Source organism: Bradyrhizobium sp. WSM3983 (genome assembly GCF_000473045.1).
Classification (GTDB): Bacteria; Pseudomonadota; Alphaproteobacteria; order Rhizobiales; family Xanthobacteraceae; genus Bradyrhizobium.
Genome location: NZ_AXAY01000025.1, coordinates 78,154 through 102,070, shown reverse-complemented (window position 1 = coordinate 102,070; position 23,917 = coordinate 78,154). Strand labels below are relative to the sequence as shown.

The following is a 23,917-nucleotide window of genomic DNA, read 5'->3' as shown; positions in this document are numbered from 1 at the left end:
GAGCCCGGCTATGCTAGTGCACTGCACACGTGACCAGGCAGAGCGGGGCAGGCGAGAGGCCCGCTAGCAGCCCCGCCCATAGACCTTTTGGGGCAAGGCAGGGCCGGCCACGCATTAACGCATAGGCGAGCCCCGCTAGTCGGCCTGCCCTGCATCTCGATTGAGCGGCCACCCTGCCACTGCGACCACGTGCAAGGGCCTTCACCAGGAACGCCCGTTCTCACGGCAAAGGTGATTCTCGTTTCGGGGATCTCGACTAGGCGCAAGGGCCTGCAGGGCGAGCTCGCTTTGACCATGCGCCGGCGCTGCACACGATCGGCCGCTCGAGTCCATCCGATCACAAGGCCTGCTGTTGCCGCAACTCGAGCTGTTGGCGAGCTCTAAGAAACCTCGAAAAACGGTTAGGTATTTTGTCAACTCGCAGTTGACATTATGCCGTTGCGGCGTATGAAGGGGGACCGGATTTTTTCGAGGAGTCGACTATGCACCAAGTCAAGACTGCGCGTCGTGTCGCTGCTGCGTTCGGCGTCTTTTGGACCGAACCCGCAACGGGTCGCGTCTATCCCTGCGAAGCTTATACGATCGATGGCGACGGCAGCCTTACCAGCGGCGACTATGCCGACGGCGCCAAGATCGTTGCAGCCTATGCGAATGGCGAAGCCTTTCTGACCTATGAAGGGTTCGCGACCAAAGAAGCCGCTGAACGTTCCTGCGGTATCGGCAATCCCAAGACTGCGCATCAATATGACGTTCGGCCGTTGCCCGCTGGAACGTTCTTTTATGAGGGCGAGACTTTTTGCGTTGTCGCGGCTTCGCCTATTAGCGAGGCTTTCAAATCTCCGTACTATGTCGCCGCGGAAGCCCCGGCCGTGTCGCGCCTGGTTTGGTCTTATCGCTATTGGCGCCAACAGGCGAGCACGCGCACTGCCGAAATGGCGCTGTTTAACGCCCGCAAAGATATTGAAGCGGGCCGCACGCGCTACCCGCTCGGCCTTCAGGCATGGGGCAATGCGCCTTTCAGGGTTCGGTCATTCGAGAATGTCCGTTGGATCGAAAACCCGCGTGCAGCCGGCCTCCGCTTTGTCGGCTATTCTGACAAGATCGCCAGCTTGCGGCACAAAGGCTGGTTTACCGATGAGCACCAGGACGAAACCGTTCGCGGCGTCGTGTTTCAGCTGGCCGGCAAAGACGGCAAGCCGCAATTCGTCCCAGGCTATGACAACAGCATCAACGGCGCCGCCGACAGCAACGGCCCGTGCGCGGTTTGCTTTGAGGAGATTTTCGAGGGCGATCCGGAGTCCTATGCGATCGTTGATCACGACGGCGCCATTGAGTCTGCCCGCCGCGCCGATCAACTTGCCGAATGGGTCGCCGATGATGAGCGCGAATATAGGGAAGCCAACAGCGCAGGCATTCGCTACACCGAACTAGGCGACGATATCAGCAAGGCCCGCCAACAGGCCCTTGCGTTGCTCGCCGAACGTCGCGCGGTGCTCAATCAATTGGGCCCCGCAAACTGAAGCCTTCCCGACCATCTGCGGCGTAATCGCGGACAAGGTGCACGCGCTTTATGACGATATCCAGAGCATGCGGGCAAAGCGTGCCGAGCTAATCGACAACTTCGGACACCGACAAGCTTTTATCGACGCCTGAATTCCGTTCTTAATCTCAACCATCAAATGAGGAATCACCAATGCCGTACATCGTTCACGAAGGTCTTGACTACATCGCGTTGCTTGCTGATGACGAAACGACCGATCGTCCGTCCGCGACGTTTTCCGATCGTGCTCTAGCCGACAAGGTCGCGTGGCTGCTGAACGCACCGCAGACTCGCACCGTGATCACGATTGAGCAGATGGTGACGCGCGAAGTTCTTTGCTGCATGTCGTCGGCTGTTTCGGTGCTCGCCAAGAATTACGGCAACTCGCTTTCGGCCACTGACTATCGCAAATCCGATGATATGCGCGAGCTGGCAAACGTGGTTGAGGAGGCTTTCGAGCTGGCGCGCCCGATTGACGATTTCCAGGAAGCCGCGGAACAGGAAGGCTGGTCCGGCCCGCTAGAGGATGACTTCGGCGCGACCTATTTCAGCAACAAAGACGGCACCACATGGGCATGTGCGAATTGGGAAGCGCTCTGCAGCGATCACGATATTGAACCCTATGAATGGGAAGTCTTTGAGCATTGGGCCGTCTCGACCTGGTTTGCCGAAAAGCTGAAAGAGCAGGGCGAGAAAGTTGACGATGATTTCTGCGGCCTGAACGTTTGGGCGCGCACGACCACGGGGCAGGGCATCGCGTCCGATGGAGTCGTTGAGCGCATTTACGCTGCGACGATCGCTGCCTAGAAGATCAACTAACGGGTGATTCAAGATGCGTCACGTTCTCGACTTCGCGATTGACCGGCTTTTCGACGCGATCGAATTCGCGGCCATCGTTGGATTTATCAGCATGATCGCGGTTTGGGCGATCGGATTGAAGGGGTAGGCCAATGGCTAAGAAACGTCCTTACGTGTGCCAGTCGCACGAAATACCCGGCCGATGGAATGGCGGCTGGCTGTGCGTCACAAAGCGCGGCATCACGGCGCACCGAACGCGTGACGCGGCTTATAGTCAGCTTGACCGGGAGTCCGAAACCATCACGCCCGTTTTGTTTCGGGCCGATAAGTCGGGCGCGTTCGCAGGGCAGGTCACGGCCGTGTTTCCGTGCGAACCTGGTGCCAACCACGAATTTAGCATGGCTTGCTATTCGCACGTCGGGCAGCACAGCGCCTGCGATCTAGGCTGGTACCAAACCACGCGCGCCGCGACTCCGGATGAGTACGCGGATCTGAAGCGCGAGCTGGAAATCACGCCCTACAGCTACCGGCTCAAGGTCTATCGGCGCATCCGCCACGAATTCCATCAGACCCGCGTTGCCGAGCTGCGACGGGCCTAAGCACGTCCAAAATCTCAACCATCAAATGAGGAATCGACTATGCCGGAATTCGTTTTAGACCAGGGTTCGCCAGAGGCAGCCCGCGCTTTCCAAGGGCTCGACGCGTTTACGCAGGGTTACATCGAATGCCTGTTTTTCACGGATGAGGAACGGCTTTGCGAAGAAGGCAAGCGCGATATGCCGGCCGTCGTGATCAACAGGGCCACGATGGAGTCTCGCTTTGAAGGTGGCGACTCTTTCGGGTTCGCGGATCTCGCTCCGGTCGCGCTCGCAAGCATCGTTGCCGATTGCCAGCGCTTCCAAGCCGTCAACCGCGCGCTGTTAGACCAGGCTGCCGAGCTTGTCCCGGGCTCAACTGAACTCCGCTATGCGCGCGAGGCCTTGGATGACAGGCGGCTTGGACAACTGTTCTGGTACGCCCGAAACGGCCATGGCGTCGCCTTTACGGATGACGGGAACGCGGCTTGCCTGAAAGCGCTGCAAGAGGCTTGCGGCTGGCGGACACCGTTTCAGCAAACCGACTCCTACGTCGGCGACGACGGCCTGGTTTATCTGGCTTAGCCCATGGTCGCGCTGGCACAAGATCCGCGCGACATGATGCGCGAGGCCGACGAATTGGAGAAGCGGGCGAGAAACTTTGACCGCTTCGCCGAGCACGACGACGCAAGGGATTGCCGGGCAGAGGCCGAACGGCTTAGGCTGGAAGCCTCGAAACTCCGGAAGGTGAACCATGAGTGAAAAGACCTTCTTCACCCCGGCAACGCGAATTACTGTCTTTGCCCATGCAAGTGACATGGACTCGAGCGGACGTATTGACGCGCTCGCGATGACTGCGATTAAAGATGGTTCACGCGACGAAGCTAACGGCCTTTTCCATGCGGTCCGAACCAAATACATGGGCATGTGGATAGGCGACTGGCGTGCGCTGCCAAACGAAGTGAGTTGGGACGAATGACGCGCAAGCGTTTCCAGAGTGTCGCCGAAAAGGTCGCGCACGACAACAGCCGGCTAGCCGTTGCACGCGGCGAGTCGGCTGTTACCGCGATTCAAGACGGCATCTCGATTGAACTCGCACCGAATGCGCGCTTGCGGGGGCGCTACGCGAACCGCCATGGGTTGATCGCGGGCGCGACGGGTAGCGGTAAAACCGTGACGCTGCAAACGCTGGCAGAGGGTTTCTCTAAGATCGGAGTTCCCGTCTTTCTGGCGGACGTCAAAGGGGACATTGCCGGACTCGCCACCGGCCCGAGTCCCGTTCAATTTCTCGACTGCTACGGAAAGCAGGGCAGCCCGTTGCGCGTGTCAATCGCAGCAATGGGGCCCGCGGTGCTTTCCCGCGCGTTAGGCCTAAGCGACGTCCAATCGTCGGTTGTCGATATCGCTTTTGCCTATGCCGCGGCCGAACGGTTGCCGCTCGAGTCCATCCGCGACTTTCGCCAAGTGCTCGGCAAGCTGCTGGCGCACCGTGAGGCGATTTCCGCGACGTTGGGGCAGGTCTCGCCGGTATCGATTGGCGTCATCCAACGCGCGCTGTTGCGGCTTAGTTCGGCCGTCAGCATCTTTGAGCCGCCAGGTTTCGATCCTGCGACGTTGCTCGGCACGCGTGACGGCAAAGGCCTGGTATCGATCCTAGCGGCTGATGAGCTGATCAAGACACCGGACGTGTACGCGACGGTTTTACTTTGGCTGCTGTCCGATCTATTCGACCGCTTGCCGGAGGTCGGCGACCTTGACCGGCCGCGCCTGGTTTTCATCTTTGACGAGTCCCATCTGCTTTTCGACAACTGCCCTCCCGCGCTGTTGCAACGGATTGAGCAGATTATCCGGCTTGTCCGCTCCAAAGGCGTCGGGGTCTACTTCGCCACGCAATCGCCCGCTGATATCCCGTCGACCGTGGCCGGCCAGCTCGGCAACCGCATTCAGCATGCCTTGCGCGCGGCCACCGGCAAAGACGCGAAAGAGATCCGCGCCGCAGCGGAGTCGTTGCCGCGTAACCCTGCCTTGAATGCCGCCGAGCTCATCGCAACCATGGCACCAGGGCAGGCCCTGGTTTCGCTCATCGGCCCGACGGGCACGCCGCAACCCTGCGAGCTGGCGCGCATCCACGCCCCCACCTGCAAGCTGGGTGCGATATCGAACGAGGAGAGGGCGAAGCACTTTGCAGCCGCTCCCGGCGCCAAGCCGCGCCCCGTGTCGCGTTGGCGCTACGCGCAAGCCGTCTTTGCGATCGTCGCGGGTTGGGCTGGCGCGGGCCTGGTGCTATTCGCGGGCGCGGGCTTGGGATTCTACGGCCTGCGCGCCGCGTGGCGCCTGATGTTCTGAGTTAAGCCCTCTCAGCGGCATGTAGTGGCTACGCAGCGCTCATATGACGCCCTGCAATTCGCATCGCCACTTTGCTGAGTGGCTGTTTTGCGGGAGTCTGCTGTTCCGGCCACCGTGTTAGCGACAACGGCCATGCACTGATTGAGTTGGATGCTGCAGGACTGAACATTGCAGGTTCGGTTTTGCGCTAACACCGCGCTTGCGGTACCGACTAACAGAATAGCGCAGATCAAATATTTCATCGCCACTTCTCTCTAGGTTGCAATGCGGCGATAGTGCCCGTGCGAACCCGCCATATGCAAGTCCGATCGCGACCCGTCCTAACCTAGCGGGGTTTTTCTTTGTTCGAGAAAAAATCCATGCATCTGCATTCACGAGCGCGTGAGCGCGGGCGCCGGACCTGGGACATTCCTAAGGTCGCTCGATCGCGCACACCGAACGAGCCGATCGGCGGGACCACCGGCCACCGCGACGGCGCTTTTACTTCAGAGATTTGGACTCAAGAATCGACTTTGGGGCTTTCTATTCAAGAATCCTATATTCTGGACGCGCCAACCCATAGTTGTTAAATGGGGCTAGGCGTTTTCCGTGGATCAGCGCGCGAAGATTGCGAGCAGCAATTCATTGTCGACGGCGAATGCGCCGGTGTTCGGCGTCGACTGCATCTCCGACTTCAACGTCCCGCATTCGCGCAAGCACGATGCGGTGGTGCGAATCTACGCCTTCGACCTGCTAGCGCTGGCGGCGACGACGCGGGAATTTTAAGCAAACTCTTTGCAGGAGGAATTAGTGCCGTGACCTTGGGGCTTGCTATTGTAACGCATAAGTTTGCGAGTATCGTCTCTGACCGGCGGATCACAGGCGCCGGGCTGACACCAAACGACGAATTCGACAAAATTTGCTACCTTGCAACGCTAGACGCTCGCGTTGCCATCAGCTTTACCGGCCTTGCCGAGCATCGTCGCTATAACTCGAAAGTTAAACTCATCGAAACTCTGGTCGCCTGCGTTCAGCCAGATCTAATTCTTTTCGAGACGATTAAAAGAATGACAACCACGCTCAACAAGGAGTTTCTTCCGCATCCCGATATTAGGGCCATCAGGCCAGCTGATCGCAGGTTTACACTCATAGTTGTTGGATTTCGCCGGCAATGGAACATTGACTATCCTGTATTTGGAATGATCTCGAATTTTCAAGATCTCGAGACAAGCGAATACTCCGACGTCGCATGGCCCGAGTTTCGACCATTTCTGGCCGACCTCCCAGAACAGATCCCCTCTCACGGACTCGGCATAGGCTTCATGTGGGGCCTGGACCGTCAAGCAATGCAAGAGTTAGTTCTCGAGGCGCCAAACCTGCGCACGCGGGCGGTGGCCGCGCGATTGACACGGCTAGTTCACTGCGCCTCGGCACATCCGAGCGGAGTGATTGGTGGCCAGGTCAGCAGCTTGACCATTCCACGCAAATTTGCATCGCCTGCTCTTGCAGATTATCGTGTTCTATCCAATCAAACTTCATCTTACTTCGTAGCGCAAATCGATGCCACCCGCTCGCCGGTCGGCGTAGTCTCGGCGGCGAGCATCACTTTTGAGCCCCTTGACGGCGGCGCCCCACCGATTATCCGAACGCCATTAGCTGGCCGCAATAAACCCTGCCCTTGTGGTTCGAGGCGCAAGTACAAATTATGCCACTCTGCCCAAGCTTCAACGCCGGTAATGATCGATTTCCGCGCGGAAGATCCTAACAGCGCCGGCGGACAGAAGGTTCTCGATCCCATCGAACTGCAGAACAGGCAGAAAGAATTCGACCGCGAATTTAGACGGACGGAAAGACGATTGAGGAGAGAAGAGTCTCGCGCGCTGAAAACAATGGCAAGGATTGAGCAACTTAGGTCTGAGAGGCCTGACGAGTGCCCCTTGTGCAGTAACTCGGGATGGGTTTGTGACGAACACCTCGATCGCCCCTGGAAGGGCAATGGTGCGTGTAGTTGTGGGGCATCCGGCGCGCCATGTCGCGTTTGTAACAACCCGGGATTCGGACAGATGCCTCGGGGTTGGAATGAGCCGATGGATGAATATCTCGCGCGGGTTGGCAAGCACGCAATTGCGAAGGCCTAAACTGGGCCGCGAATGACCGGGGTGATGAAAATGCGCGGGTTCCGGCTTTCGATGGCGATCGGATTCCTCGTGCTCGCGAGCGGCAACCAGGCGAGGGCGGATGCCGGCGCTGCGATCGAGGCGCTGACACGGCAGCAGATCGTCAGCCTATGCGAGGACCGCCATCCCTACAGCAACCATCTGCGCGAGATCTGTATCGAGAAGCAGCGCATCGGCAAGGCCGGCGTCGACAGGCTCCGCGGTGAGATGTGGCATCTTCACTACAGCAGCGACGCATCCGATCGTCGGCTCTCTGACACGATGCGACTGTTCGACAAGGTGTGCGAGAACAAGGTCAATCGATTGTCGCCGGATCAGACCGATTGGGTTGAGCAGTTCAACTGCTTCAAGCACAAGATCGACGAAGCCGCCGCGGCCGGGCGCGTGCTCTTGAGATGAGCTGTCACGACGCCGAGAAGTCTCGACAATCCCGGGGGGCTGCTTCATGAGCAAACAAACGCAGCGGCCTCAGGGAAAATGTATATTCTGCGGACGCAGCCCGCCTCTCATCAAGATGAGCAAAGAGCACATCTGGTCAGACTGGCTGCGCGAAATCTTGCCTACGATTGAGCTAAGAACCGAGGGCTATACGCGCAACTTTGAGACGCGACCTCACGAGTGGACCATTCGCCAAGGGCATGTACGAACTAAGAAGGTTCGTGCTGTTTGCCGAGATTGTAATGGCACATGGATGAGCAAGATCGTGGAGGATGCTAAACCTTACGCAAAGAGGCTAATCGTTGGCGATACGCACTTACTCGACATAGCAGGTCAGGAGGCGCTCTCCACTTGGATAGCTCTGTCCGCGCTGATGGCCGACCAGATCACCAAACACCCGTTAAAGCTTCCAGCTTCTGATGTTGCCTATTTTTTTGAACATAAGCGCCCGCCAGCCCATTGGTATGTCGGGGCGGGTTTCTACGATGGTCCACGCGTCCTCGCTTTCAACCACGCCCCCTTTCGCATGGGACACGAGGAGGCCGACGGAAAAGAAGTGACCGATCTCGTTAAGCACGTCTATGCGACAATGATCGGAAACTTGTTCACTATTGTTGATGTGCTCACTTTCTACTCGCTCCCGATTGCAAAACCGCCGGCCTACTATTCATCCTACCTCATGCAGATCCACCCACATAAGTTCGAAGCGATTCCGTTTCCTCCGCCCTCGCAGTGCATGATCCAGGGGCCTGGCCAGTTTGAGGTAGGCACACATGCGATGAAAGTGGCTCGAATGGCGATTGATCCCATCGTTGCTTACTTAAAGTCGATTGGAGGATCGCCCGGCTTTCTCTCGAAGTGAACTCCACCTCTGAGAACTCAAAATCGGTCTTAGCTTCTGATCAATTAGTTATTGACATATCACCTGAAAGTGGAGAATAGTGCGGCAAAACCGACTCGCGAGGAGCACCGATGGCGCTTTCTGACTTTTTCGACTACTGGAACCGCGTTCGGTTTAAGTTCACGCTCGACACCGACACGAACTCCGTGGTGCCCCATGTCATCGTCGACAGCGGCGGAAGTAGCGGAGGCGGCAACGGTACCAGTCTCGACGGCGGTCCGTCATGGTCGAGCGTTTGGGGCGTAGGTGGCGTGCCCTTTACCAGCGCCGATCAGCACAGCGCCGTGGCTTCAGTCACCGACGCACCGGCCGTTGGTCAGAAGCTGGTGATCGACGATTTGATCGTCAGTACCGACACCGACATGACGGTGACGTTCAAGGAAGAGACCTCCGGCAACGTCTTCTTCGGACCCTGGTACGTCACGGCCAAGAGCGGTCCGATGCAGGTGACGCCGCGCGGCAAGAAGAAACTCGGTACCGCCGACAAGAAGCTGCAGGTCGTCACCAGCGTCGCCGGCAACATCACCGTTCAAGCCAGCTATCATAGCGAGGCCTGATGTTTCCGCTCGTAGCGGTTCGGCCAAAGCGTCTGCTTCGGAAGACGAACGGAAACTCCAAAGTTCGCAATGCGCAGGTGCTGATTGGCATCTATGGGCAGTCAAACGCTTTCCATCATTACGGCGGTGGCGCGCTGTTCTCGAATTCTCCTCCGGCTGCTAATGCCGGAACGTCATGGTTTGACGGAACGTCGTGGAGCACGACAATCCCGAACTACAACGGCATTCGAGAGCTGATGAACGGCATCAACAGTGCTGCCGGAAAGACGGTTGGGGCACTCGGCGGTGCCGTGTCCGGCCAGGCGATCAGCTTGTTGAGCAAGGGGAACGCCAGTTACACGAACTTCATCAATTCCATAGTCGCATCTGGAGGCGTGCTCGACTTCATCGTCTGGTACCAAGGTGAGGGCGATAGCGCCAACGGCAACACGGAAGCCAGCTATCGGGCGCAACTGTCCCAGCTTCATGCCGATATCGTGGCCGATCTCGGCACCACGAAGGCGGCTTGTCCGCTAGTGCTTTGCAGTCTGGCAAACACCACCGACACCGGGACCGGTGCAGGCACGGATGCATCTTGGGATTTGATGGAAGGCGTGCTGATCCGCTGTGGTTCGGGCGCAACGCAGTTGCCGAACGTCTACTATTCGCACAGCAATCGCGACGCCATGCTGGCATCGGGAGACCAAATCCACATTGACGGGACCAGCCTTGGCCGTTCGGGCAAGCGGTTCGCCAAGACGATCGCGTCGCTCCTCGCCAGCACCACGGCGTTCCCGAATTGGCATATCGTGGGCGCGGCGATCGTCGATGCCACTCACACCGATGTCACTTTCGTGCGCGGTCTCGGTTCGGACTTCACGCCCACCAGCAATCCGAGCGGGTTCGAGCTTTCTGGCGACAACGGCGGAACGTGGGCCGCGGCAACGGCTGGCGCCCGGCAGTCGGCGATCGTGTTGCGGCTTACGCACGCCTCGCTAGCCACGACCAGTGCGAGAAAGCTTCGCTATCAGTACGGGCGAAATCCCGATGCATCAGCGCCAGTTTTGGACAATTCCAGTTTGGCGCTTCCGCTGGACAATTCCGGCGGCAATATCGCGCCGACGCCGCTTGCCTCGCTACCGACGCCGACATGGTCGTCGTCGTCTGGCCAAACCAGTTCGGGAGGAGCCACGCAGCAATTGGCCGCCGTTGCCATCCCGGCCGCGGCTAGGAACCTAGTGATCGTAACATATACGGGCGCGACCGATCTTGAGCCAGTGACCGTTACCGTCGCACCAAACGTCGGAACGGCGAAGACCGCGACAAGGAATGTCTACAGGGGGGCGGCAGGCAATAGCAGCGCGGGCATGGCCTCGTGCGTGCTTGATGCCGACGCCGACACGGCAACATCAGTCACAGTCACGCTCGATTTTGGCGGGGCTAATCCGTTCGGATCGCGCCGGGTGGCCGTGTACACCGTACCAAGCGGCGACCTCTCGTCACCGACGCCGGTAGCCAGCAACGGGGGGACCGTCAACAGCGGCGGCACCGTCGTAAACGCGAGCTTCAACACCTCGGCCGGAGGCTTCTACATCGTCTGCGGAGCCAGCAATAACATCACGTCCAACACCGGCACCCTATCGGCAACCGGGGAAACACCGGTTCGCCGCATTCACGCCGGAGCTTCAGGCGCGCTGAACGTCGTTGGTGATGCATCCGGTCTTACGGCGCAGACGCCGGACACCGTTACGCTAACCTGCACGGCGGCAGGAGCGATGGCGCTTGTCGGCGCGTCGTGGCGGTAGCTCATGCGTCGGCGCGCTGTCTATGCAAAAGTAAGCCGAGGCCACAGAAGCCGAGGAGTAACATAGCCCAGGTGGAGGTCTCGGGAACGGACTGGGCTACACTCAGTGTGTAAAATAGTTGAGTTAAGCCGCCCGAACCTCCGGTATAAATTCCGGGCGGGCCGCAAAACGGACCGTCGCAACCTATTGTATTCCATTCAACCGTAATCGCCACAAAGCCATTGGTTGCGTCCCAAAATCCGGAATATGTCGGGTCGTTAGGAACTTGTGACTCATTGACTAGGATCGTGACAGAATGAATCGAGCTGGCGATTTGACCAAAGTTCGTTTCGGTCGAAGAGAGAATGCCGGACGTACCCAGTAAGTCTGCTCCGGCCGACGTCGTTGCAAAAGTCCCGCTTTGAAAAAGCGCGCCGCCGATATATCCAATGCATCCAGGGCCGCCTCCGCAGGGCGGGGCTTTAGCCGAAAATTGCCAGTCATACGTAACGATGACGTCAGCCTTTGCGGGTGCAGCTAACGCTAAAGCGCAAAGTAAAACCGCAAGCACTCTCAACATTATATGTACTCCAAACCAATAAGGAACGCTTCTGCCTTCCCGCGGGTTGAGCCCGGTCTCCGACGATCGAAAAAACCGCGAAGCCGGCGACCTCTGCAATGATTTCTGAGTAGTCAAAGTCAGGCTGCGAGCGAAGCCCCTTTGCGACGCCGGTAAGTTACGCATCCAACGCCGCAGAAACCAAGGAGCAGCATCGCCCATGTCGAAGGCTCGGGCACGGCAACAGATACGCCGTCAACCGTTACTCTGATCGTTTTAGGAACAAGTGTCGCTTCCATACTAAAGTACGAGAAATTCCCCACGCTTGTGTATAGGTAGCTTCCTTGTCCCGTGAGTCCGTTGAGAATTGTAAAGGGCTCGAAAATTGATGCTGGGATGTCGGGATGGCTGACACTCATGGATAGCGTGGGATGCGTTACAGCTTTGCTGAAGTCGACATCTATAACTGTCTGTGATGTTGAGCCAATTTCGGCGCTGTCTGACGCGTTTTGATTGCCAGATACATCAAAAGAGTAGACACCCGCGACACTACCAAATCCCGCCCGGTAACCACCCAGTGCCGAGCTTGTAGGAGTTGAGTATTGATCTACATAAGGCGAGGAACTGTCGAAGACGAAGGTGAGGCTGAAGGGCGCAGAACCGAAAGTCGACGTCGAAAATTGTGAGATTGACGGGTTGCCGATCGTGACGCTGCCACTGTACGTGCCTGTATAGTCAATCTGAATAACTGAGGCGTTGGCTGAAGCACCAAAAAGCGTGGCTAAAATACAACCTAACACACACCGCATAACTAAACTCCACTTACCTAAAAATCCATTTTGACGCTCTCGCGGTGGTTGAGTCAACCAGAGCAAACCAAGGGACGGCCCCGGGGCACCCGACACGACCCCCGGGTAAGCCTCCGGCTCCGCCTATCGGGGACGCCGTGGCGGGAGCGGTAGGGGCCCTACTACTCTACTTGTCGATCAAGTGAAATGCGGCCGTCCACTCTCTCAGGGGCGCGAGACAACCTGAGATTTATCCGATGTTCCGATGCCTGCAGTCAAGCTTAATTTAGTCGATTGACATATCACCTAATAGTTGATGTCATGTCTTGAAGTTGATTCAAGGCTCTCCGCGCATGACCATTTCGACGTTGCTCCTGGTTTTCATCTGCACGGCTTTCGTTGGGGTCCACGTCGGGCCCTTCCAAGCTCTGATGTTCTTCACGATCTGGACTATAGGGCTCGGCGTCACAGCGCGCCTGATCAGCCGCTTTGGCTATCCGATCCCTGGGGCGGAACCGACCGCCACGGCCACCGGCAGCAGGCAGCTCGATTTCGTCCTTGCCGCGCTCTGGCCCGCCGGGCTCCCGATCCTGGCCGGATACCTCATTACCCGCAGGCTCAGCCGATGAACATGCGGATCATCTCACCTTTCAATCTGTTCAAACCCCAGAGGACCGCTGGCATGACTGCGTCTGACACTCTCGAAAACCCCTTCGTCGCCGCTCAGCAGAAGTTCGACAAGGTCAGCCAGGACCTGGTGCTCACGACCGATGAGCTCACGCAGACGAAGGAGGCGCACGACCGGCTCTATACGGCGCTGACCGAAGCCGGTGACGAACTTACCCGCGTGAAGGCTGAACACGACAAGACGATCAATCAGATGCTCGCCGACCATTCGACCGCCCTCGCAGCGCGAGACGAGCAGATCGCGACGCTGACCCGAGAACGCGACACGTTCAAGACGCTATCGATCCAGCAGACGGTGCGGCTGCGCGACTTCGGCGAGACCGCGCTGCGCATCGTCAACGACTCCCGCATGGCGACCATGAACGATCCGGCGCTCGACGCATACGCGAAGCCCCTGGCGGCGCCGACGCTGCCGGCCGCGGATCTCAGCGAGGCCGATCAGACGTTGCTCAAGACGATCGTTGGCACCGAGACCGCAGCGGCTGCGTGATGTTCGACGAGTTGCCGCAACAGGTCGTTGACAGCCTTCGCAGGATAGCGAACGGGCGTCGACCAACTGCCGGCAACTGGACAATGAAGATGACGCATCACGAGCTGACGACGCTGGCGCGCGAGCTCTGCGACAAGCACGGGCTCGACTACAGCGACAAGGGCGTTCACGGCGAGACGATCTACAGCAAACGCATTCCCGCTCTCGTCGTTTCGCAAGGCTCACTGTTCGAATAGGTCGGTTTATGAAGATCAAAGCTCACGTCATCGGACTTGAAGATCGCGGCGATCGAGTGAAGCTCGTTGCGCAAGGCAACGCGGTCGGTCGCGCTGCTTGGGTCGAAGGCACGTTGATCGAAATCACTCTGCCGCTGACGGATAAAAATCGTCCCGCGTACTTCATTGGCCGACAATTCGAGCTGACGGTGAAGCCGAAATGATCGGCGTCTCCGTAGAAAACCGGACCTTTCTGAAAGCGATGCGGCATTGCCTCGACATGCATTGCGCTCGCTCTGACGATCGCAGCGAGACTGCGTTGCTTCTCGCGTTGCATCGCGCCGGCTACTCAGCCGCGCTCATCGAAAAGAACCGCGAAAGTTTAATGCGGAACAGATCAACTACGAGTTGACATGTCACTTAGGCGCGATCAACATCAATTCACATTGTCACGGAACGAAAACAATGGCGACAAGCAAGAAGTCTAACGAGCGCGGCGGCGATCTTCTCGATGACGATGAGATCCCCGCTGGCGACAACGCGACGAAGTTCGCCAAGGAACAATTGAAATCGATCATCGAGCGGATCGAGCGCTTGAACGAAGAAAAGAAAGCGATCTCCGACGACATTCGCGACATCTACGCGGAGTCCAAGGGCAACGGCTACGATGTCAAGGCGATCAGAGCGATCGTCAAAATTCGCAAGCAGGACCCGAACGAACGCGCCGAGGCTGAGACGATCCTCGAAACTTATCTCCTTGCTCTCGGTATGATCTGATGAATTTCGGCGCAGAATTAGATGATTGCGCAGCAAAAGGGCGCATCACCAGCGTAATGCTCGTTCGCACGGGCAACACCTGGCAGACCTACATCAAGCTCGGTCGAACGAGCGGCTATACGTCGCAATGCGCGGAAACCCCGAGCGAGTCTCTCGGTAAAGCGCTGTCGCTGCTGCCGTCGTGCGAGCGATGGGATCTCGACAACGGGTTCGCAGTCGTGCCGCCCGCGCAGACGCAACCGAGCCCGCCGGCCAAGAAGGCTGCGGACGTTGATGATCTGCTGGGCTGATCATGAAAAGCTTCGAAGACATCGTGTCCGATATTGAGACAGCCGGCTTCCGGGTGAACAACCTGTTTCGGCGCACCGACGGCCAATGGCTGGGCAACGTGCGATCGGTGGATTCCAAGCTGTACGAGTACGCCATCGCCAGCACTGCACAGGAAGCGATGGCCGAAGCGCTGCACAACGCGCTCCAACGGTTTCCCGGTGCACGGAAGTCGAAGGAGTTCATGGCGCTGCCTAGGCAGAAGGTGCCCAATTGGGAGACCTATCAGCCTAAGCCGGCAGAGGACGATCTGCTTGGGCTCGAGACTGCGGCCGACGTGGATGACCTGCTGGGCTGATCGTGCATATTGATTTTCATCAGGGCGACAGCCGAGAAGTGCTACGCGAGCTGATTGCGGCCGGGGTTCGAGTACACTCGGTCGTCACAGATTGTCCGTACTACCTCGAGTCCATCGTCAAGCGCTTCGGCAAGCAGGACAGCGCGCCGGCAAAGTTCGGCAGCGACGGCCGGTTCAGCCGCGTGTCGAAGGGGTTCATGGGGCAGCGCTGGGACGGCGCCGACGAGAACGGCGAGCGCGTCGCGCAAGATCCCGAGTTCTGGAAACTGGTCTACGAGGTGTTGCTGCCAGGCGGCTATGCGCTCGCGTTCTCCTCGCCGCGCACCGGCCATCGCCAAGCCTGCGCCATGGAAGACGCCGGCTTCGTCATGCATCCGTTCTACGGCTGGACCTACGGCCAGGGGCTGCCAAAAGCGAAAGGCGTGAGCAATCTGCTCAAGAAAGCCGGCGCCGACACTGACGACGTGGAGCAGTGGGAAGGCTGGTACTACGGAACGCAGAGCTGCAAGCCGGCGCTCGAACCGATCTATTTCGGCCAGCGGCCCTTTGATCAGAGCAGCGGGTTCAGGAACGTCCTGGTGCACGGCGTCGGCGCCATCAATATCGAAGCGTGTCGTGTTGCAAGCGATGGCGCCGAGCTCGGGCGCTGGCCGGCGAACCTACTGCACGACGGCTCTGATGTCGTGCTGTCGGTCTTTCCGCAATCGGTCGGCCAGCGTGGCGATCTGAAGGGAAGCGAGCCGTCGGATGTCACGAAAGCGATCTACGGAAAGTTCGCCGGCCGCACTCCATTCGCCAAGCGAGACGATCGCGGTTCAGCTGCGCGCTTCTTCAACAGCTTCCCGCCAAACGGCTCTCCGGTCGGCTATTTCGGCAAGGCGGGCAAGGTTGATCGCGCCGGCTCGGATCACCCGACCGTCAAGCCGATAGGCCTGCTGCGCTGGCTGTGCCGCCTTGTGACGCCACCGGGCGGCACAGTGCTCGATCCTTTCGCCGGCAGCGGCACCACCGGCCAAGCGGCGATCGAGGAAGGCTTCAATTCGATTTTGATTGAGCGCGAGCCGACCTACGCTGACGACATCCGTTGGCGCTTCGGCCTGGGCAAGCCGCGCTCGATCGAGATTCTCGACATGCTTGGCCTGGCCGACGATGTCGGCACGCTGCTCGGCGCTCCGAACGACTTAGAGGAACTGCTAGGATGACAAAACTTCTGCCGCCGCACGCCATGCCGTTGGTCGTTTTGGAGAGCCCTTACGCCGGGCAGATCGGCCGTAACATCGAATATGCACGGGCGTGTGTGCGCTCTTGCGTCGCCGACCGCCAGGAAGCTCCCATCGCCTCGCATCTGTTGTTCACGCAGCCGGGAATTTTTGACGACAACGATCCCGTTCAAAGGGCTCAAGGGATAAACGCAGCGCGCGCCTGGCTGCGCAAAGCCGATCGCATGGTGGTTTACCAGGATCTCGGTATCTCGCCTGGAATGGAGGCCGCTATTCGGGCGGCGGAATTCATGGGCATCCCGATCGACCGGCGTTTTCTCTAATCGCCTCACTGTGTCTCTACGGGTACCGCACATTTTAGCTTCAGGAACAATAACTTAGTTGCTACCGAGCGGTCGGGCGGATGACTTCGGCGGCAGGAACCGGAAAAGAACATAGGAGGAACAAATGAATTGACTCCTGACGCGGGCCGCGTCAAATTCGAAAAGTCGGAAATTCGGAATAGGGTAACTTTTATCCCGGGAGTAGGGGACTTGGACGCGGTAAAAAGACTGCCATTCGTCAAGGACGAAGGCGCTGGGCTGAACCTTTGGAATGTGCTGCCGTCGGGCGATTGGGCGGCTGACAACAAGACGGGACGCGCACACGGAGAGGCGTGCGTGGCCTTCATGCGGGGTGAGAAAAATCCCGCCATCCTGTTCACGATCGTCGACACGATCGTGCGGCGGGCTGAGGCGATCGGCGGGATCGAGTGCGGCTTCTTTCAGACGATCGCCGAGGCTACGATCCGTTAGGCTCGATCCTCTTTGCGGTTGGCTGCCATGGTGTCTTCCATGCGCTCCAACCGCTTGTCGATCTTTTCGAAGGCGTCCTTGACGTCCAGCTTGAGCTCGCCCATCGCCTTGTAATAGCTGTCGCGACGCATGTAGGTTTCGGCCGACACGGCACGGAATTGCATCGCCTCGAGCTCCATGCGATGGCAGGTGTCCTTCAGGTGTTGTAGCGCCTGGCCGACATTGCCCTCGCTGGTGTCGTGTCTAAGAAAGACGTCTTTGCGGAGCGACGCGACCTCGGTGTTCACATATTCTTTGAGCGTTGATTGCGTTGTCGCAGCGCGGCTTCCGCCTCCCCAGATCCTGTCAAAGACTTGGAGCAGGAAGACTGCCGCAGAGATGCAGATCGCAATAGTTCCGTTGTCCATAACCACGCTGCTCAGGACGACTTCGGATGACGGATGCGATTCCAAAGCGAGCGCTTCTTCGGCGCCGGCGGCACAAACTTGACGGGGGCCGCGGGATCGACGTCGAGATGCTTCGGCCGCGGCTCAGGGCGCGCCCAACTGCAGCCGGCGACGCCAGCCTCGGTCGTCTTGTCGGCCCATTCCTGGTCGTAGGCGGTCGCGCCCTTGATCTGATACTGCGGACGATCGAATGCGTCGCAGACGCCACCGCTCGGCCCGCTGAACGTGCCGAAGCCGCGCGTGCTATTCGCACATCCCGTCAGCAGTGCTCCACTGACCACCAGCAGCACGGCAGTCGTCGATTTTGCCCTTGGCAGCGTTGACATTGCTCAGCGTCTCCCGGTTTCCAGCGGCGATCTCATTGGTGACCTGATCGCGGCCGACGTTGATGTAGTGGAACTTGATGGTGAAGGCGCCCGCGACCACCGCCACCGCGACGATCGCGTAGCCGATGAGGCGGGGAACGTTGATGCCGAGCAGGCCGGCAATCGCGATGAGCACGCTCATGATCAATCCATCCAAACGCCGGCACGTAGCCAGCCTTTCCAATGGGTCCCGCTTTCCTTGCCGTCGGCGTTCCGCAGACGATGGTGTACGGCGGGCTCGAGACTCGGCCGCTCGCGGTTGCCGTCCCAATGCCACGACGGCGAGGCCGCTGGCTTGAACGGCAGATAGCCTACGTAGCGGCAACCGCAGGGGCAGACGTAGTAGAGACCGTCGTCGTGAAGTTCGACTGCGCCAGGGATGTGCTTGGCGTATTCGACGTCAGCGACGATCGTGGCGACGACCCGCGGCATTAGACGCCCTGATCGCGAAGCTTGAGGTAACGCTGCCACATGACGTAACCGCAGCCGATGAGCGCGGCGACGCCGCAACCGATCGCAACACCGACCCACACAGAGGGTGCGAGGCCGAGGAAGGGCTTCACGGTCTGCACAACGTTGACCATGTTGTCGGCTGCGCCCTTGGCCGTTGTCACCGCGTCGGAGGTCGTTTGCGCGTACTGCGCAACCTGCGCACCGGTTCCGAGCAGGGTCAGGCCGCCGGTAACCGTCGCACCTTGCATAATCTTGGACTGGCTGAGCGCTTTGTCGGCCGGCTCCGGAGCGCCACGAGGACGCTGCACCGGCTCTTCGACTCCCGGTAGCGCTTCCTTCCACTTGGCGAGCAGGACGGTCCGCTGGGCGAGGCCGTTGCGGCCGCCATTGACCTTGAGCGTGACACCAGTGACGTCGTCGCGATCAGCGTAAGGCATCGCACCTAACGCTTTGAATTCGGCGGCTGCCACGCGGAAGGAAGTACCCGCATCCTCAAGCATCTCCGGATGATTGTAGAGATCGAAGCCCGTGAGGCTGCCGATGCGACGATGCGATCCGCCGCCGGTCAATTGCAGCATACCGTTGCCGCGGAACAAATAGCCGTCGCCCGGCCGCGTGTTTCCGAGCTCTTTCGCTTTGGGCGGATTGCCCAGGCCGTAAACGCGCTCAGCCAGGCCCTTCGGATTGTGGGCGAGCTGCGCAGCTTCAGCGTCCGTCACGCGCGCAGAGTGAACCCAACGCTGCTTGGCTTTGTCGTAGCCGAAGATTTCGCTGATCCGCTGGGCCCGGTAGTTCATGTCTTCGCGGACGATCGTGCCGAGGCCGCATTCGTGGCTGATCTGGGCCATGAAATGCGCGACCCGAAGCGGGCTGTTGATCTGGTATTCTGCGAAGACGTCCTGGCAAGTTGAGACGATCGCGTTGACGGTGGTCGCGGGAGCGTGCGGCCACATTTGCCTCATAATTGCAGTAGTGAGCATTTGCGTGGTCTCCTGACGAATCACCTAATGGTTGATATTGACCCTAGCCCAATTTGGCGCGACGCGCAGTCAAGACGCCGTAGACCCCGAGGGTGTTCACGGTGAATTTGCCCCTCGCGACAAAGTAGATCGCGCTCATCGAAGCCAGCGTGAGCCGGTAGGACGGGATGATCAGGCTCATGGAATTGGCGCCCGGCACAAAGGGGGCCATCGGCTGGCTGTTGAAGCGGCCAGGCGTGGTATCGAGTGTCGCGGAGGTCACGGAGATCGAGGCGAGCAGTTCCGTGACCGACGTCGCGCTGGCAGGCAAGAAGGCGGCGTTGATCGAGACGTCCCAATCGCCTTTCGGGACATTCGCGATGCTCATGGCGTTCGCCGCCGTGTTCGTCGTCAGGGCGACCGCCGAGCCGGAAACCACCGATGCCGAGAGCAGCTCGTTCTCGATTATCCAGACGGCACCGTCATAGGTCCGATACTGCAAGGCGTCGTCGACCCAGAGCCGCCAGCCGCGGACCGGGGTCAAATAGACCCACGCCCCGTTGTCGCGCACCGCGATCTTGCCCGCGTTCGTATCGCCGACCTTGACGATGTAGATGTCGCCGTTCGTCGGGGAGCCGGGCAGGGTGGTCGTCGCCGATTTGACGATGCCGTTCATGAGGACGGACAACGTCAGCAGGTTGGTGTCCATCTCACCGTCCCAGCCATCGAAGCCGGAACCCCAAAAGCCTTTCAGTCCGAGACCTGGTAGTGCGCGCGATGACATTAGACTGCTCCGTAATCCTTGCCGTAGTTGAGACCGTAGCCACCGAGACCGATCGTCGTGACCTTGCGGGTGACGGGGTTGAGGCTTTCGAAGCCATCGCGGACCGACTTGACGCGAATGAAGGCTTTGCCGCCGGTGCCGGCCGCCGTTGCGATTTCGGACGCGAGCACCGTGTAGGTCGTGCCGGTCAGCCCCGAATGGGTCGCTGAGACCGTTCCGCTGCCATCCAAAATCTCGATGACGGTCGTCTGCCCGGTCTCGGGAGTCGTGTCGGCGTCAGTCCACGCGAGGATCTGCGAGCTCTCGGTCAACCGATTGCGGCGCGACCAGGTCACGACGATGTCGCTCGTGCCAACGATCTGCTGGCTGTACAGGTCGCCGTTGAATTTCACGTTCGCAGGGCGATACGGCAGATGCATGCGATCGTGCGCGGTTTGCGTGATCAGCGCCGCAGAGCTGACGGAGTACATGCCCTTCGACGTGCGCGGCGTGAATTTGTAGATCGCATCAACGTTGTCGGTTCGGCCGGTCGGATCGATGGGTGAGCTGTTCGCCGGATAGTTCCAGACGACGTCTCCGATCTTCCAGCGAAGCGGCGTGGTGTCGAGAATGCCGCGCGTCAGCTGGTAAGTGCCGTCGCCGTTGTCGACAGCCACCGCGGCCATTTCGAAGACGTTCGGGTTGCTGACGCTGACGAACTCCATGATGCTGCCGACGTCGATCGGCGATCCGTAGGGCGATGAGAATGCAAGTGTCGAGGTGCCGGCGGCTGCCAGCGGGGCGGTGAGGAGCGCGCGCTTGCGGTTGTTGAGGAACCCGACGTGTTGAAGCGAGGCCTCGCCGGTGGGACCGTAAATCTGGGTCCAATAGCCGATTGCCGAAACGTTCGTCGAATCCTCTGCGGCGAGGATCATGTTGCCAGTCGACGGATATTCGATCGATTGGACCGCAGCGTCGCCGATCGCGCGGGCGAGCACGAAGAAGGGGACATCGCGGATCAACAGATGATCGAGCGCGGTCGGCACGGTGGCGGGATCGACCCAGGGCACGTCCGGAGGCAATGGCGGATCGGGATCGGGAATGGTCGGTGGCACGGGAATGGTCGGCGGCAGGCTCTCGCCAACAGGCACGAAGATCGAGGTGCCGAACGAAAAGATGTCCTCGACCAGGGCGGCCTTGACGATCGAGGCACCGGGCTTGCCGTAATCGACGGTGCCGACGCGCATGTAGGCTTCGCCGATGCCGTGCTCGGGATATTGGATCTTGCACATGTCGCCCGGAACGAGCGTCCACGCGGTTCGATTGGCTTCGATGTTCAGCGCCAGGAAAGGTTCGGAGACCTGCGTGAGATCCCGCAGGGCGAGCCGCGCAGCAAGATCGGCATTGCGAACGCCGTAGTAGTTTTTGCTGGTGCTGACGACACTGCCTTGAATCGAGATATTCGCGTTGTTGTGAACGACGACCGACTCCGATTCCTCACTCTCGGGGTTGGTCCATGAGACGATGACTTCGTTTGCCGTCTCGCCCCAGACCTTGCGCTGGAACTTCGTGATCTTGCAGTTGTCGGGCGTGAAGACCGGCAAGGCGTCGCGATCGTAGTCGTCGCGCAACAGGCGGATCGTCAGCAGCCCGGTTCGAGGGTGGGCGAACAGCGTCGCTTGGATGTGATCGATGACTTCGTTGATGAACTTCTCGACCACGTCCTGGCGGGTCCACATCATCGAACCCCAGAAGTTCTCCCCGCCCAACGTGGTCGCTGCCGCCTTGAAGGAATCGCGATCGAGCAGGCCTTCCGGGGAGCCCAAGCCCCAATCCGTGTCGGTGAGGCATTCCCAGATGATGTCGGCGAAATTCGCTTGGTCACCGTCCAGGGCGGCCTTGCCGTTGGGCCCCACCGGAACGCGCGTGACCTCGACGGATGGCGGCGACAGATAGGGATTGTTCGCGGTCCAATAGAAGCCGGGCGTGCCGGTGCCGAACGCGCCCTGGTTGCCGCGCGCGAAGATCGAGGCGATGCCGCGGAAGCCGGGCAGGGTGTCGGGCGTGCCGCCGAGTTTGCCGGCGGCGCCGGCAGTCAGCTGCTGCGTAGGTCCGCCGAGCATGAAGTCGAAAATGCCCTGCAAACCGCCTTGCTTCTTCTCGCCGCCGAAAAGCTCGGTCTGATTGATGACCGTGCTCGAATTCGCGTTGACGACGAAGCCGCCCCAATCGACGATCTTGTCGTCGATCACCATCTTGTTGATGGAGTCCACCGGGCCCGTGCAGATGCCGTAATGGAGCGAGATGAAGTATTTGGCGACGTGAGTTTGCGAGGTACTCCCGCCGCCGAAAATGCCGCCCATCAGTTGCCCCCGCGGCGGGCGAGGGTTCTTTCGATCACCTGGTTGCCGAAGGCGTCATTGACCGCGCGAACTTCCGAAAGCTTAACGCCCTCGCGCATCGCCTTGCGAGCGTCGAAGCCGTGCTCCTTGAACCACCGATAGACACCGGTCGCGCAATGGCCCGCCATGATGGCGTCGTTTGCCGTGATGAGCCCTTCGTCATCGGCGGGCTCGAGCTGGGGTTCGATGTCGCTCATGCTTCGGTGTCATACTCGTAGGTTTGAATGTCGCCGTACCAGAGGACGTTGAGCCCTTTGACCCGCATGGTACCGAACACGACAGGGATCGTTCGCCCGGCCTCGGCCGTCGGGGCTTCAAGGTCCATCGCGGCCGGCGGCTTCTCTTGTTGCGGCTTCGGCGTGAGAACGTAGGACAGCGCGGCCAGGGCGAGGCCGATGACAAGTTGGCCGACAAGCGTCTCGATACCCACGTCGCGATCTCCGGGAAAATCACCTAATGGTTGAGATTTAGCTGAAAGGCGAGTTGAAGCCAACGGGATTTTTGAAGGGTATCCATGGCTGGCCGCCGAAATTGTTGATGTTGGCGTGCAGATTGCAGCCCAAGGCCCCCATCGTGTGGTCGCAGCCGCGGGCAAAACGAATGACGTCGCCGACGGTTAGCTCGGAAGGGGTGCCGAAAAGCTGGATATTACCGGAATTGTCCCCCGCGCGAATGGTGACAATCTCGCGACGTCCCTTGGTCGACGTCCACTCGACGGTGCCGCCGATGAACTCTTGCACGTTCTCGGTCCACGGCGTCACGGTGATGGTGTTCCGCGTGTAGATCGCGGTGACCGTCTTGTCGATCAGCACCTTCGGCGCCTTGCACTGCGATCCGTACAGGGCGTGCCCGCAGCCGCGTTGATAGTTGCGACGTAGCACCGTTCGCTTCATGGCGGTGGTCGTCGGCTCCGCGGTAAACGTGACCTGGCTGTCGGCCGTCGCGCAGTTGAGAACGCGCCCCGACCAGATCGCGAGAAACTCGTTCGATGGGTCGTCGGCGTGCCCTTGATAGATGACGAGACCGATGACGTAGCTCGGCGGATAGACGCGAAACAGATCCGCCATCTCGATATCGCCCTGCATTCGCAGCGTCAACGTCGCCTTGTCGAGCGTGCCGTTCGAATTGATGTTGTCGCGCGAGACGGCCACCGGCTTATAGCTCAGGCTGTCGAACACGCGGACGGTCTCGGCGTCGGTGTAGCCGAGCTTGTCTTCCGGCGCGTCGCCGAAGATGAACTTGTAGAGGTTGATGGGTTCGCCGTCGTGGCGACTGTCCTCGTATTCGTCAAACGCCATGA

At 59.6% G+C, this 23,917-nt stretch carries 35 protein-coding genes; 23 read left to right on the top strand and 12 right to left on the bottom strand.

Going from position 1 to position 23,917, the window contains the following annotated elements; all coding sequences use genetic code 11:
* Positions 1-482 precede the first annotated feature (482 nt).
* The 13 genes from YUA_RS47130 (at position 483) to YUA_RS0128890 (ending at position 11,095) form a co-directional block, all read left to right on the top strand.
* The gene (locus YUA_RS47130) at positions 483-1,520 is read left to right on the top strand and encodes a hypothetical protein (protein ID WP_051383439.1); all 1,038 of its coding nucleotides are present in this window, start codon (positions 483-485) and stop codon (positions 1,518-1,520) included.
* Between the two features lie 173 nt (positions 1,521-1,693).
* Positions 1,694-2,347, top strand: a complete 654-nt coding sequence (locus YUA_RS47125) for a hypothetical protein (RefSeq protein ID WP_051383438.1) — start codon at positions 1,694-1,696, stop codon at positions 2,345-2,347.
* A gap of 143 nt (positions 2,348-2,490) precedes the next feature.
* Positions 2,491-2,937, top strand: coding sequence for a hypothetical protein (locus YUA_RS50330; protein ID WP_156947319.1), 447 nt, complete (start codon positions 2,491-2,493; stop codon positions 2,935-2,937).
* 39 nt (positions 2,938-2,976) lie between these two features.
* Positions 2,977-3,498 carry a hypothetical protein gene (locus YUA_RS0128930; RefSeq protein WP_027533830.1) on the top strand — a complete coding sequence of 174 codons (522 nt, stop codon included), beginning with the start codon at positions 2,977-2,979 and terminating at the stop codon, positions 3,496-3,498.
* Between the two features lie 3 nt (positions 3,499-3,501).
* Positions 3,502-3,675 carry a hypothetical protein gene (locus tag YUA_RS50325; protein WP_156947317.1) on the top strand — a complete coding sequence of 58 codons (174 nt, stop codon included), beginning with the start codon at positions 3,502-3,504 and terminating at the stop codon, positions 3,673-3,675.
* Entirely contained in the window at positions 3,668-3,892 is a 225-nt protein-coding gene (locus tag YUA_RS0128920; RefSeq protein WP_027533829.1) for a hypothetical protein, read from the top strand. The genes YUA_RS50325 and YUA_RS0128920 overlap by 8 nt, the downstream gene beginning before the upstream one ends.
* Positions 3,889-5,259 carry a helicase HerA-like domain-containing protein gene (locus tag YUA_RS45360; protein ID WP_051383437.1) on the top strand — a complete coding sequence of 457 codons (1,371 nt, stop codon included), beginning with the start codon at positions 3,889-3,891 and terminating at the stop codon, positions 5,257-5,259. Before YUA_RS0128920 ends, YUA_RS45360 begins: the two co-directional genes overlap by 4 nt.
* A gap of 588 nt (positions 5,260-5,847) precedes the next feature.
* On the top strand, positions 5,848-6,024 hold the full coding sequence (locus YUA_RS50320; RefSeq protein ID WP_156947315.1) for a hypothetical protein: 177 nt from the start codon (positions 5,848-5,850) through the stop codon (positions 6,022-6,024).
* Between the two features lie 29 nt (positions 6,025-6,053).
* Positions 6,054-7,376 carry a YecA family protein gene (locus YUA_RS48835; RefSeq protein WP_084292940.1) on the top strand — a complete coding sequence of 441 codons (1,323 nt, stop codon included), beginning with the start codon at positions 6,054-6,056 and terminating at the stop codon, positions 7,374-7,376.
* A gap of 30 nt (positions 7,377-7,406) precedes the next feature.
* A complete protein-coding gene (locus YUA_RS0128905) occupies positions 7,407-7,814 on the top strand; it encodes a hypothetical protein (RefSeq protein ID WP_156947313.1) in 408 nt (135 codons plus the stop codon).
* Positions 7,815-8,106: 292 nt separating this feature from the next.
* Entirely contained in the window at positions 8,107-8,715 is a 609-nt protein-coding gene (locus YUA_RS0128900; protein WP_027533827.1) for a hypothetical protein, read from the top strand.
* Positions 8,716-8,825: 110 nt separating this feature from the next.
* Positions 8,826-9,311, top strand: coding sequence for a hypothetical protein (locus YUA_RS0128895; protein WP_027533826.1), 486 nt, complete (start codon positions 8,826-8,828; stop codon positions 9,309-9,311).
* Positions 9,311-11,095, top strand: a complete 1,785-nt coding sequence (locus YUA_RS0128890) for a sialate O-acetylesterase (RefSeq protein ID WP_027533825.1) — start codon at positions 9,311-9,313, stop codon at positions 11,093-11,095. Before YUA_RS0128895 ends, YUA_RS0128890 begins: the two co-directional genes overlap by 1 nt.
* Position 11,096: 1 nt before the next feature.
* Here the strand turns inward: YUA_RS0128890 and YUA_RS50315 are convergent, their stop codons facing one another.
* On the bottom strand, positions 11,097-11,654 hold the full coding sequence (locus YUA_RS50315; RefSeq protein WP_156947310.1) for a hypothetical protein: 558 nt from the start codon (positions 11,652-11,654) through the stop codon (positions 11,097-11,099).
* Positions 11,655-11,773: 119 nt separating this feature from the next.
* Positions 11,774-12,442, bottom strand: coding sequence for a PEPxxWA-CTERM sorting domain-containing protein (locus tag YUA_RS48830; protein ID WP_084292939.1), 669 nt, complete (start codon positions 12,440-12,442; stop codon positions 11,774-11,776).
* A 332-nt stretch (positions 12,443-12,774) separates the two neighbouring features.
* Here YUA_RS48830 and YUA_RS0128885 point away from each other — a divergent pair, with 332 nt between their 5' ends.
* From YUA_RS0128885 to YUA_RS0128835, 10 genes are all read left to right on the top strand, one after another.
* The gene (locus YUA_RS0128885) at positions 12,775-13,050 is read left to right on the top strand and encodes a hypothetical protein (RefSeq protein WP_027533824.1); all 276 of its coding nucleotides are present in this window, start codon (positions 12,775-12,777) and stop codon (positions 13,048-13,050) included.
* Between the two features lie 53 nt (positions 13,051-13,103).
* The gene (locus YUA_RS0128880) at positions 13,104-13,598 is read left to right on the top strand and encodes a hypothetical protein (RefSeq protein ID WP_156947308.1); all 495 of its coding nucleotides are present in this window, start codon (positions 13,104-13,106) and stop codon (positions 13,596-13,598) included.
* Positions 13,599-13,687: 89 nt separating this feature from the next.
* Complete coding sequence (locus YUA_RS50310; protein ID WP_156947306.1) at positions 13,688-13,834, top strand: hypothetical protein; 147 nt, start codon at positions 13,688-13,690, stop codon at positions 13,832-13,834.
* Positions 13,835-13,842: 8 nt separating this feature from the next.
* Entirely contained in the window at positions 13,843-14,037 is a 195-nt protein-coding gene (locus YUA_RS0128870; RefSeq protein ID WP_027533821.1) for a hypothetical protein, read from the top strand.
* Between the two features lie 241 nt (positions 14,038-14,278).
* The gene (locus YUA_RS0128860; RefSeq protein WP_084292938.1) at positions 14,279-14,590 is read left to right on the top strand and encodes a DUF2312 domain-containing protein; all 312 of its coding nucleotides are present in this window, start codon (positions 14,279-14,281) and stop codon (positions 14,588-14,590) included.
* The gene (locus YUA_RS0128855) at positions 14,590-14,880 is read left to right on the top strand and encodes a hypothetical protein (protein ID WP_156947304.1); all 291 of its coding nucleotides are present in this window, start codon (positions 14,590-14,592) and stop codon (positions 14,878-14,880) included. Before YUA_RS0128860 ends, YUA_RS0128855 begins: the two co-directional genes overlap by 1 nt.
* 2 nt (positions 14,881-14,882) lie before the next feature.
* Positions 14,883-15,215 carry a hypothetical protein gene (locus YUA_RS0128850; protein ID WP_027533817.1) on the top strand — a complete coding sequence of 111 codons (333 nt, stop codon included), beginning with the start codon at positions 14,883-14,885 and terminating at the stop codon, positions 15,213-15,215.
* 2 nt (positions 15,216-15,217) lie between these two features.
* Positions 15,218-16,417: a site-specific DNA-methyltransferase gene (locus YUA_RS45355; protein WP_245285285.1), complete on the top strand. Its 1,200-nt coding sequence runs from the start codon at positions 15,218-15,220 to the stop codon at positions 16,415-16,417.
* A 23-nt stretch (positions 16,418-16,440) separates the two neighbouring features.
* The gene (locus YUA_RS0128840) at positions 16,441-16,758 is read left to right on the top strand and encodes a hypothetical protein (RefSeq protein WP_156947332.1); all 318 of its coding nucleotides are present in this window, start codon (positions 16,441-16,443) and stop codon (positions 16,756-16,758) included.
* Positions 16,759-16,968: 210 nt separating this feature from the next.
* Positions 16,969-17,229 carry a hypothetical protein gene (locus YUA_RS0128835; protein WP_027533815.1) on the top strand — a complete coding sequence of 87 codons (261 nt, stop codon included), beginning with the start codon at positions 16,969-16,971 and terminating at the stop codon, positions 17,227-17,229.
* Here YUA_RS0128835 and YUA_RS0128830 read toward each other — a convergent pair.
* From YUA_RS0128830 to YUA_RS0128785, 10 genes are all read right to left on the bottom strand, one after another.
* Positions 17,226-17,516 (bottom strand): hypothetical protein, encoded by a 291-nt coding sequence (locus YUA_RS0128830; protein ID WP_156947302.1) that lies wholly within the window; start codon positions 17,514-17,516, stop codon positions 17,226-17,228. The genes YUA_RS0128835 and YUA_RS0128830 overlap by 4 nt on opposite strands.
* 131 nt (positions 17,517-17,647) lie before the next feature.
* Positions 17,648-18,001, bottom strand: a complete 354-nt coding sequence (locus YUA_RS0128825; RefSeq protein WP_156947300.1) for a hypothetical protein — start codon at positions 17,999-18,001, stop codon at positions 17,648-17,650.
* Entirely contained in the window at positions 17,919-18,182 is a 264-nt protein-coding gene (locus tag YUA_RS0128820) for a hypothetical protein (protein WP_035972128.1), read from the bottom strand. The genes YUA_RS0128825 and YUA_RS0128820 overlap by 83 nt, the downstream gene beginning before the upstream one ends.
* A 2-nt stretch (positions 18,183-18,184) precedes the next feature.
* Positions 18,185-18,472: a DUF6527 family protein gene (locus tag YUA_RS45350; protein ID WP_051383435.1), complete on the bottom strand. Its 288-nt coding sequence runs from the start codon at positions 18,470-18,472 to the stop codon at positions 18,185-18,187.
* Positions 18,472-19,446 (bottom strand): hypothetical protein, encoded by a 975-nt coding sequence (locus YUA_RS47120; protein ID WP_051383434.1) that lies wholly within the window; start codon positions 19,444-19,446, stop codon positions 18,472-18,474. The genes YUA_RS45350 and YUA_RS47120 overlap by 1 nt, the downstream gene beginning before the upstream one ends.
* Before the next feature lie 70 nt (positions 19,447-19,516).
* Positions 19,517-20,236, bottom strand: a complete 720-nt coding sequence (locus tag YUA_RS47115) for a DUF2793 domain-containing protein (RefSeq protein ID WP_084292937.1) — start codon at positions 20,234-20,236, stop codon at positions 19,517-19,519.
* On the bottom strand, positions 20,236-22,578 hold the full coding sequence (locus YUA_RS0128800; protein ID WP_027533811.1) for a phage tail protein: 2,343 nt from the start codon (positions 22,576-22,578) through the stop codon (positions 20,236-20,238). Before YUA_RS0128800 ends, YUA_RS47115 begins: the two co-directional genes overlap by 1 nt.
* Entirely contained in the window at positions 22,578-22,814 is a 237-nt protein-coding gene (locus YUA_RS45335; protein WP_035972126.1) for a hypothetical protein, read from the bottom strand. Before YUA_RS45335 ends, YUA_RS0128800 begins: the two co-directional genes overlap by 1 nt.
* Positions 22,811-23,047, bottom strand: coding sequence for a hypothetical protein (locus tag YUA_RS0128790; protein WP_245285284.1), 237 nt, complete (start codon positions 23,045-23,047; stop codon positions 22,811-22,813). The genes YUA_RS45335 and YUA_RS0128790 overlap by 4 nt, the downstream gene beginning before the upstream one ends.
* 37 nt (positions 23,048-23,084) lie before the next feature.
* Complete coding sequence (locus tag YUA_RS0128785) at positions 23,085-23,915, bottom strand: phage BR0599 family protein (protein ID WP_027533808.1); 831 nt, start codon at positions 23,913-23,915, stop codon at positions 23,085-23,087.
* Between the last annotated feature and the right edge of the window lie 2 nt (positions 23,916-23,917).

Coding starts and splice junctions, on each gene's coding strand:
- YUA_RS0128920 (WP_027533829.1), top strand. CDS start 3,668: ATGAGTGAAAAGACCTTCTTCACCCCGGCAACGCGAATTACTGTCTTT.
- YUA_RS47125 (WP_051383438.1), top strand. CDS start 1,694: ATGCCGTACATCGTTCACGAAGGTCTTGACTACATCGCGTTGCTTGCT.
- YUA_RS0128785 (WP_027533808.1), bottom strand. CDS start 23,915: ATGGCGTTTGACGAATACGAGGACAGTCGCCACGACGGCGAACCCATC.
- YUA_RS50325 (WP_156947317.1), top strand. CDS start 3,502: ATGGTCGCGCTGGCACAAGATCCGCGCGACATGATGCGCGAGGCCGAC.
- YUA_RS0128895 (WP_027533826.1), top strand. CDS start 8,826: ATGGCGCTTTCTGACTTTTTCGACTACTGGAACCGCGTTCGGTTTAAG.
- YUA_RS0128855 (WP_156947304.1), top strand. CDS start 14,590: ATGAATTTCGGCGCAGAATTAGATGATTGCGCAGCAAAAGGGCGCATC.
- YUA_RS50310 (WP_156947306.1), top strand. CDS start 13,688: ATGACGCATCACGAGCTGACGACGCTGGCGCGCGAGCTCTGCGACAAG.
- YUA_RS0128905 (WP_156947313.1), top strand. CDS start 7,407: ATGCGCGGGTTCCGGCTTTCGATGGCGATCGGATTCCTCGTGCTCGCG.
- YUA_RS0128880 (WP_156947308.1), top strand. CDS start 13,104: ATGACTGCGTCTGACACTCTCGAAAACCCCTTCGTCGCCGCTCAGCAG.
- YUA_RS48830 (WP_084292939.1), bottom strand. CDS start 12,442: ATGCGGTGTGTGTTAGGTTGTATTTTAGCCACGCTTTTTGGTGCTTCA.
- YUA_RS47120 (WP_051383434.1), bottom strand. CDS start 19,446: ATGTGGCCGCACGCTCCCGCGACCACCGTCAACGCGATCGTCTCAACT.
- YUA_RS0128885 (WP_027533824.1), top strand. CDS start 12,775: ATGACCATTTCGACGTTGCTCCTGGTTTTCATCTGCACGGCTTTCGTT.
- YUA_RS0128900 (WP_027533827.1), top strand. CDS start 8,107: ATGAGCAAGATCGTGGAGGATGCTAAACCTTACGCAAAGAGGCTAATC.
- YUA_RS0128825 (WP_156947300.1), bottom strand. CDS start 18,001: ATGTCAACGCTGCCAAGGGCAAAATCGACGACTGCCGTGCTGCTGGTG.
- YUA_RS0128820 (WP_035972128.1), bottom strand. CDS start 18,182: ATGAGCGTGCTCATCGCGATTGCCGGCCTGCTCGGCATCAACGTTCCC.
- YUA_RS47130 (WP_051383439.1), top strand. CDS start 483: ATGCACCAAGTCAAGACTGCGCGTCGTGTCGCTGCTGCGTTCGGCGTC.
- YUA_RS47115 (WP_084292937.1), bottom strand. CDS start 20,236: ATGTCATCGCGCGCACTACCAGGTCTCGGACTGAAAGGCTTTTGGGGT.
- YUA_RS0128850 (WP_027533817.1), top strand. CDS start 14,883: ATGAAAAGCTTCGAAGACATCGTGTCCGATATTGAGACAGCCGGCTTC.
- YUA_RS50330 (WP_156947319.1), top strand. CDS start 2,491: ATGGCTAAGAAACGTCCTTACGTGTGCCAGTCGCACGAAATACCCGGC.
- YUA_RS0128870 (WP_027533821.1), top strand. CDS start 13,843: ATGAAGATCAAAGCTCACGTCATCGGACTTGAAGATCGCGGCGATCGA.
- YUA_RS0128890 (WP_027533825.1), top strand. CDS start 9,311: ATGTTTCCGCTCGTAGCGGTTCGGCCAAAGCGTCTGCTTCGGAAGACG.
- YUA_RS0128930 (WP_027533830.1), top strand. CDS start 2,977: ATGCCGGAATTCGTTTTAGACCAGGGTTCGCCAGAGGCAGCCCGCGCT.
- YUA_RS45335 (WP_035972126.1), bottom strand. CDS start 22,814: ATGAGCGACATCGAACCCCAGCTCGAGCCCGCCGATGACGAAGGGCTC.
- YUA_RS0128860 (WP_084292938.1), top strand. CDS start 14,279: ATGGCGACAAGCAAGAAGTCTAACGAGCGCGGCGGCGATCTTCTCGAT.
- YUA_RS45360 (WP_051383437.1), top strand. CDS start 3,889: ATGACGCGCAAGCGTTTCCAGAGTGTCGCCGAAAAGGTCGCGCACGAC.
- YUA_RS50315 (WP_156947310.1), bottom strand. CDS start 11,654: ATGTTGAGAGTGCTTGCGGTTTTACTTTGCGCTTTAGCGTTAGCTGCA.
- YUA_RS0128840 (WP_156947332.1), top strand. CDS start 16,441: ATGCCGTTGGTCGTTTTGGAGAGCCCTTACGCCGGGCAGATCGGCCGT.
- YUA_RS0128800 (WP_027533811.1), bottom strand. CDS start 22,578: ATGGGCGGCATTTTCGGCGGCGGGAGTACCTCGCAAACTCACGTCGCC.
- YUA_RS45350 (WP_051383435.1), bottom strand. CDS start 18,472: ATGCCGCGGGTCGTCGCCACGATCGTCGCTGACGTCGAATACGCCAAG.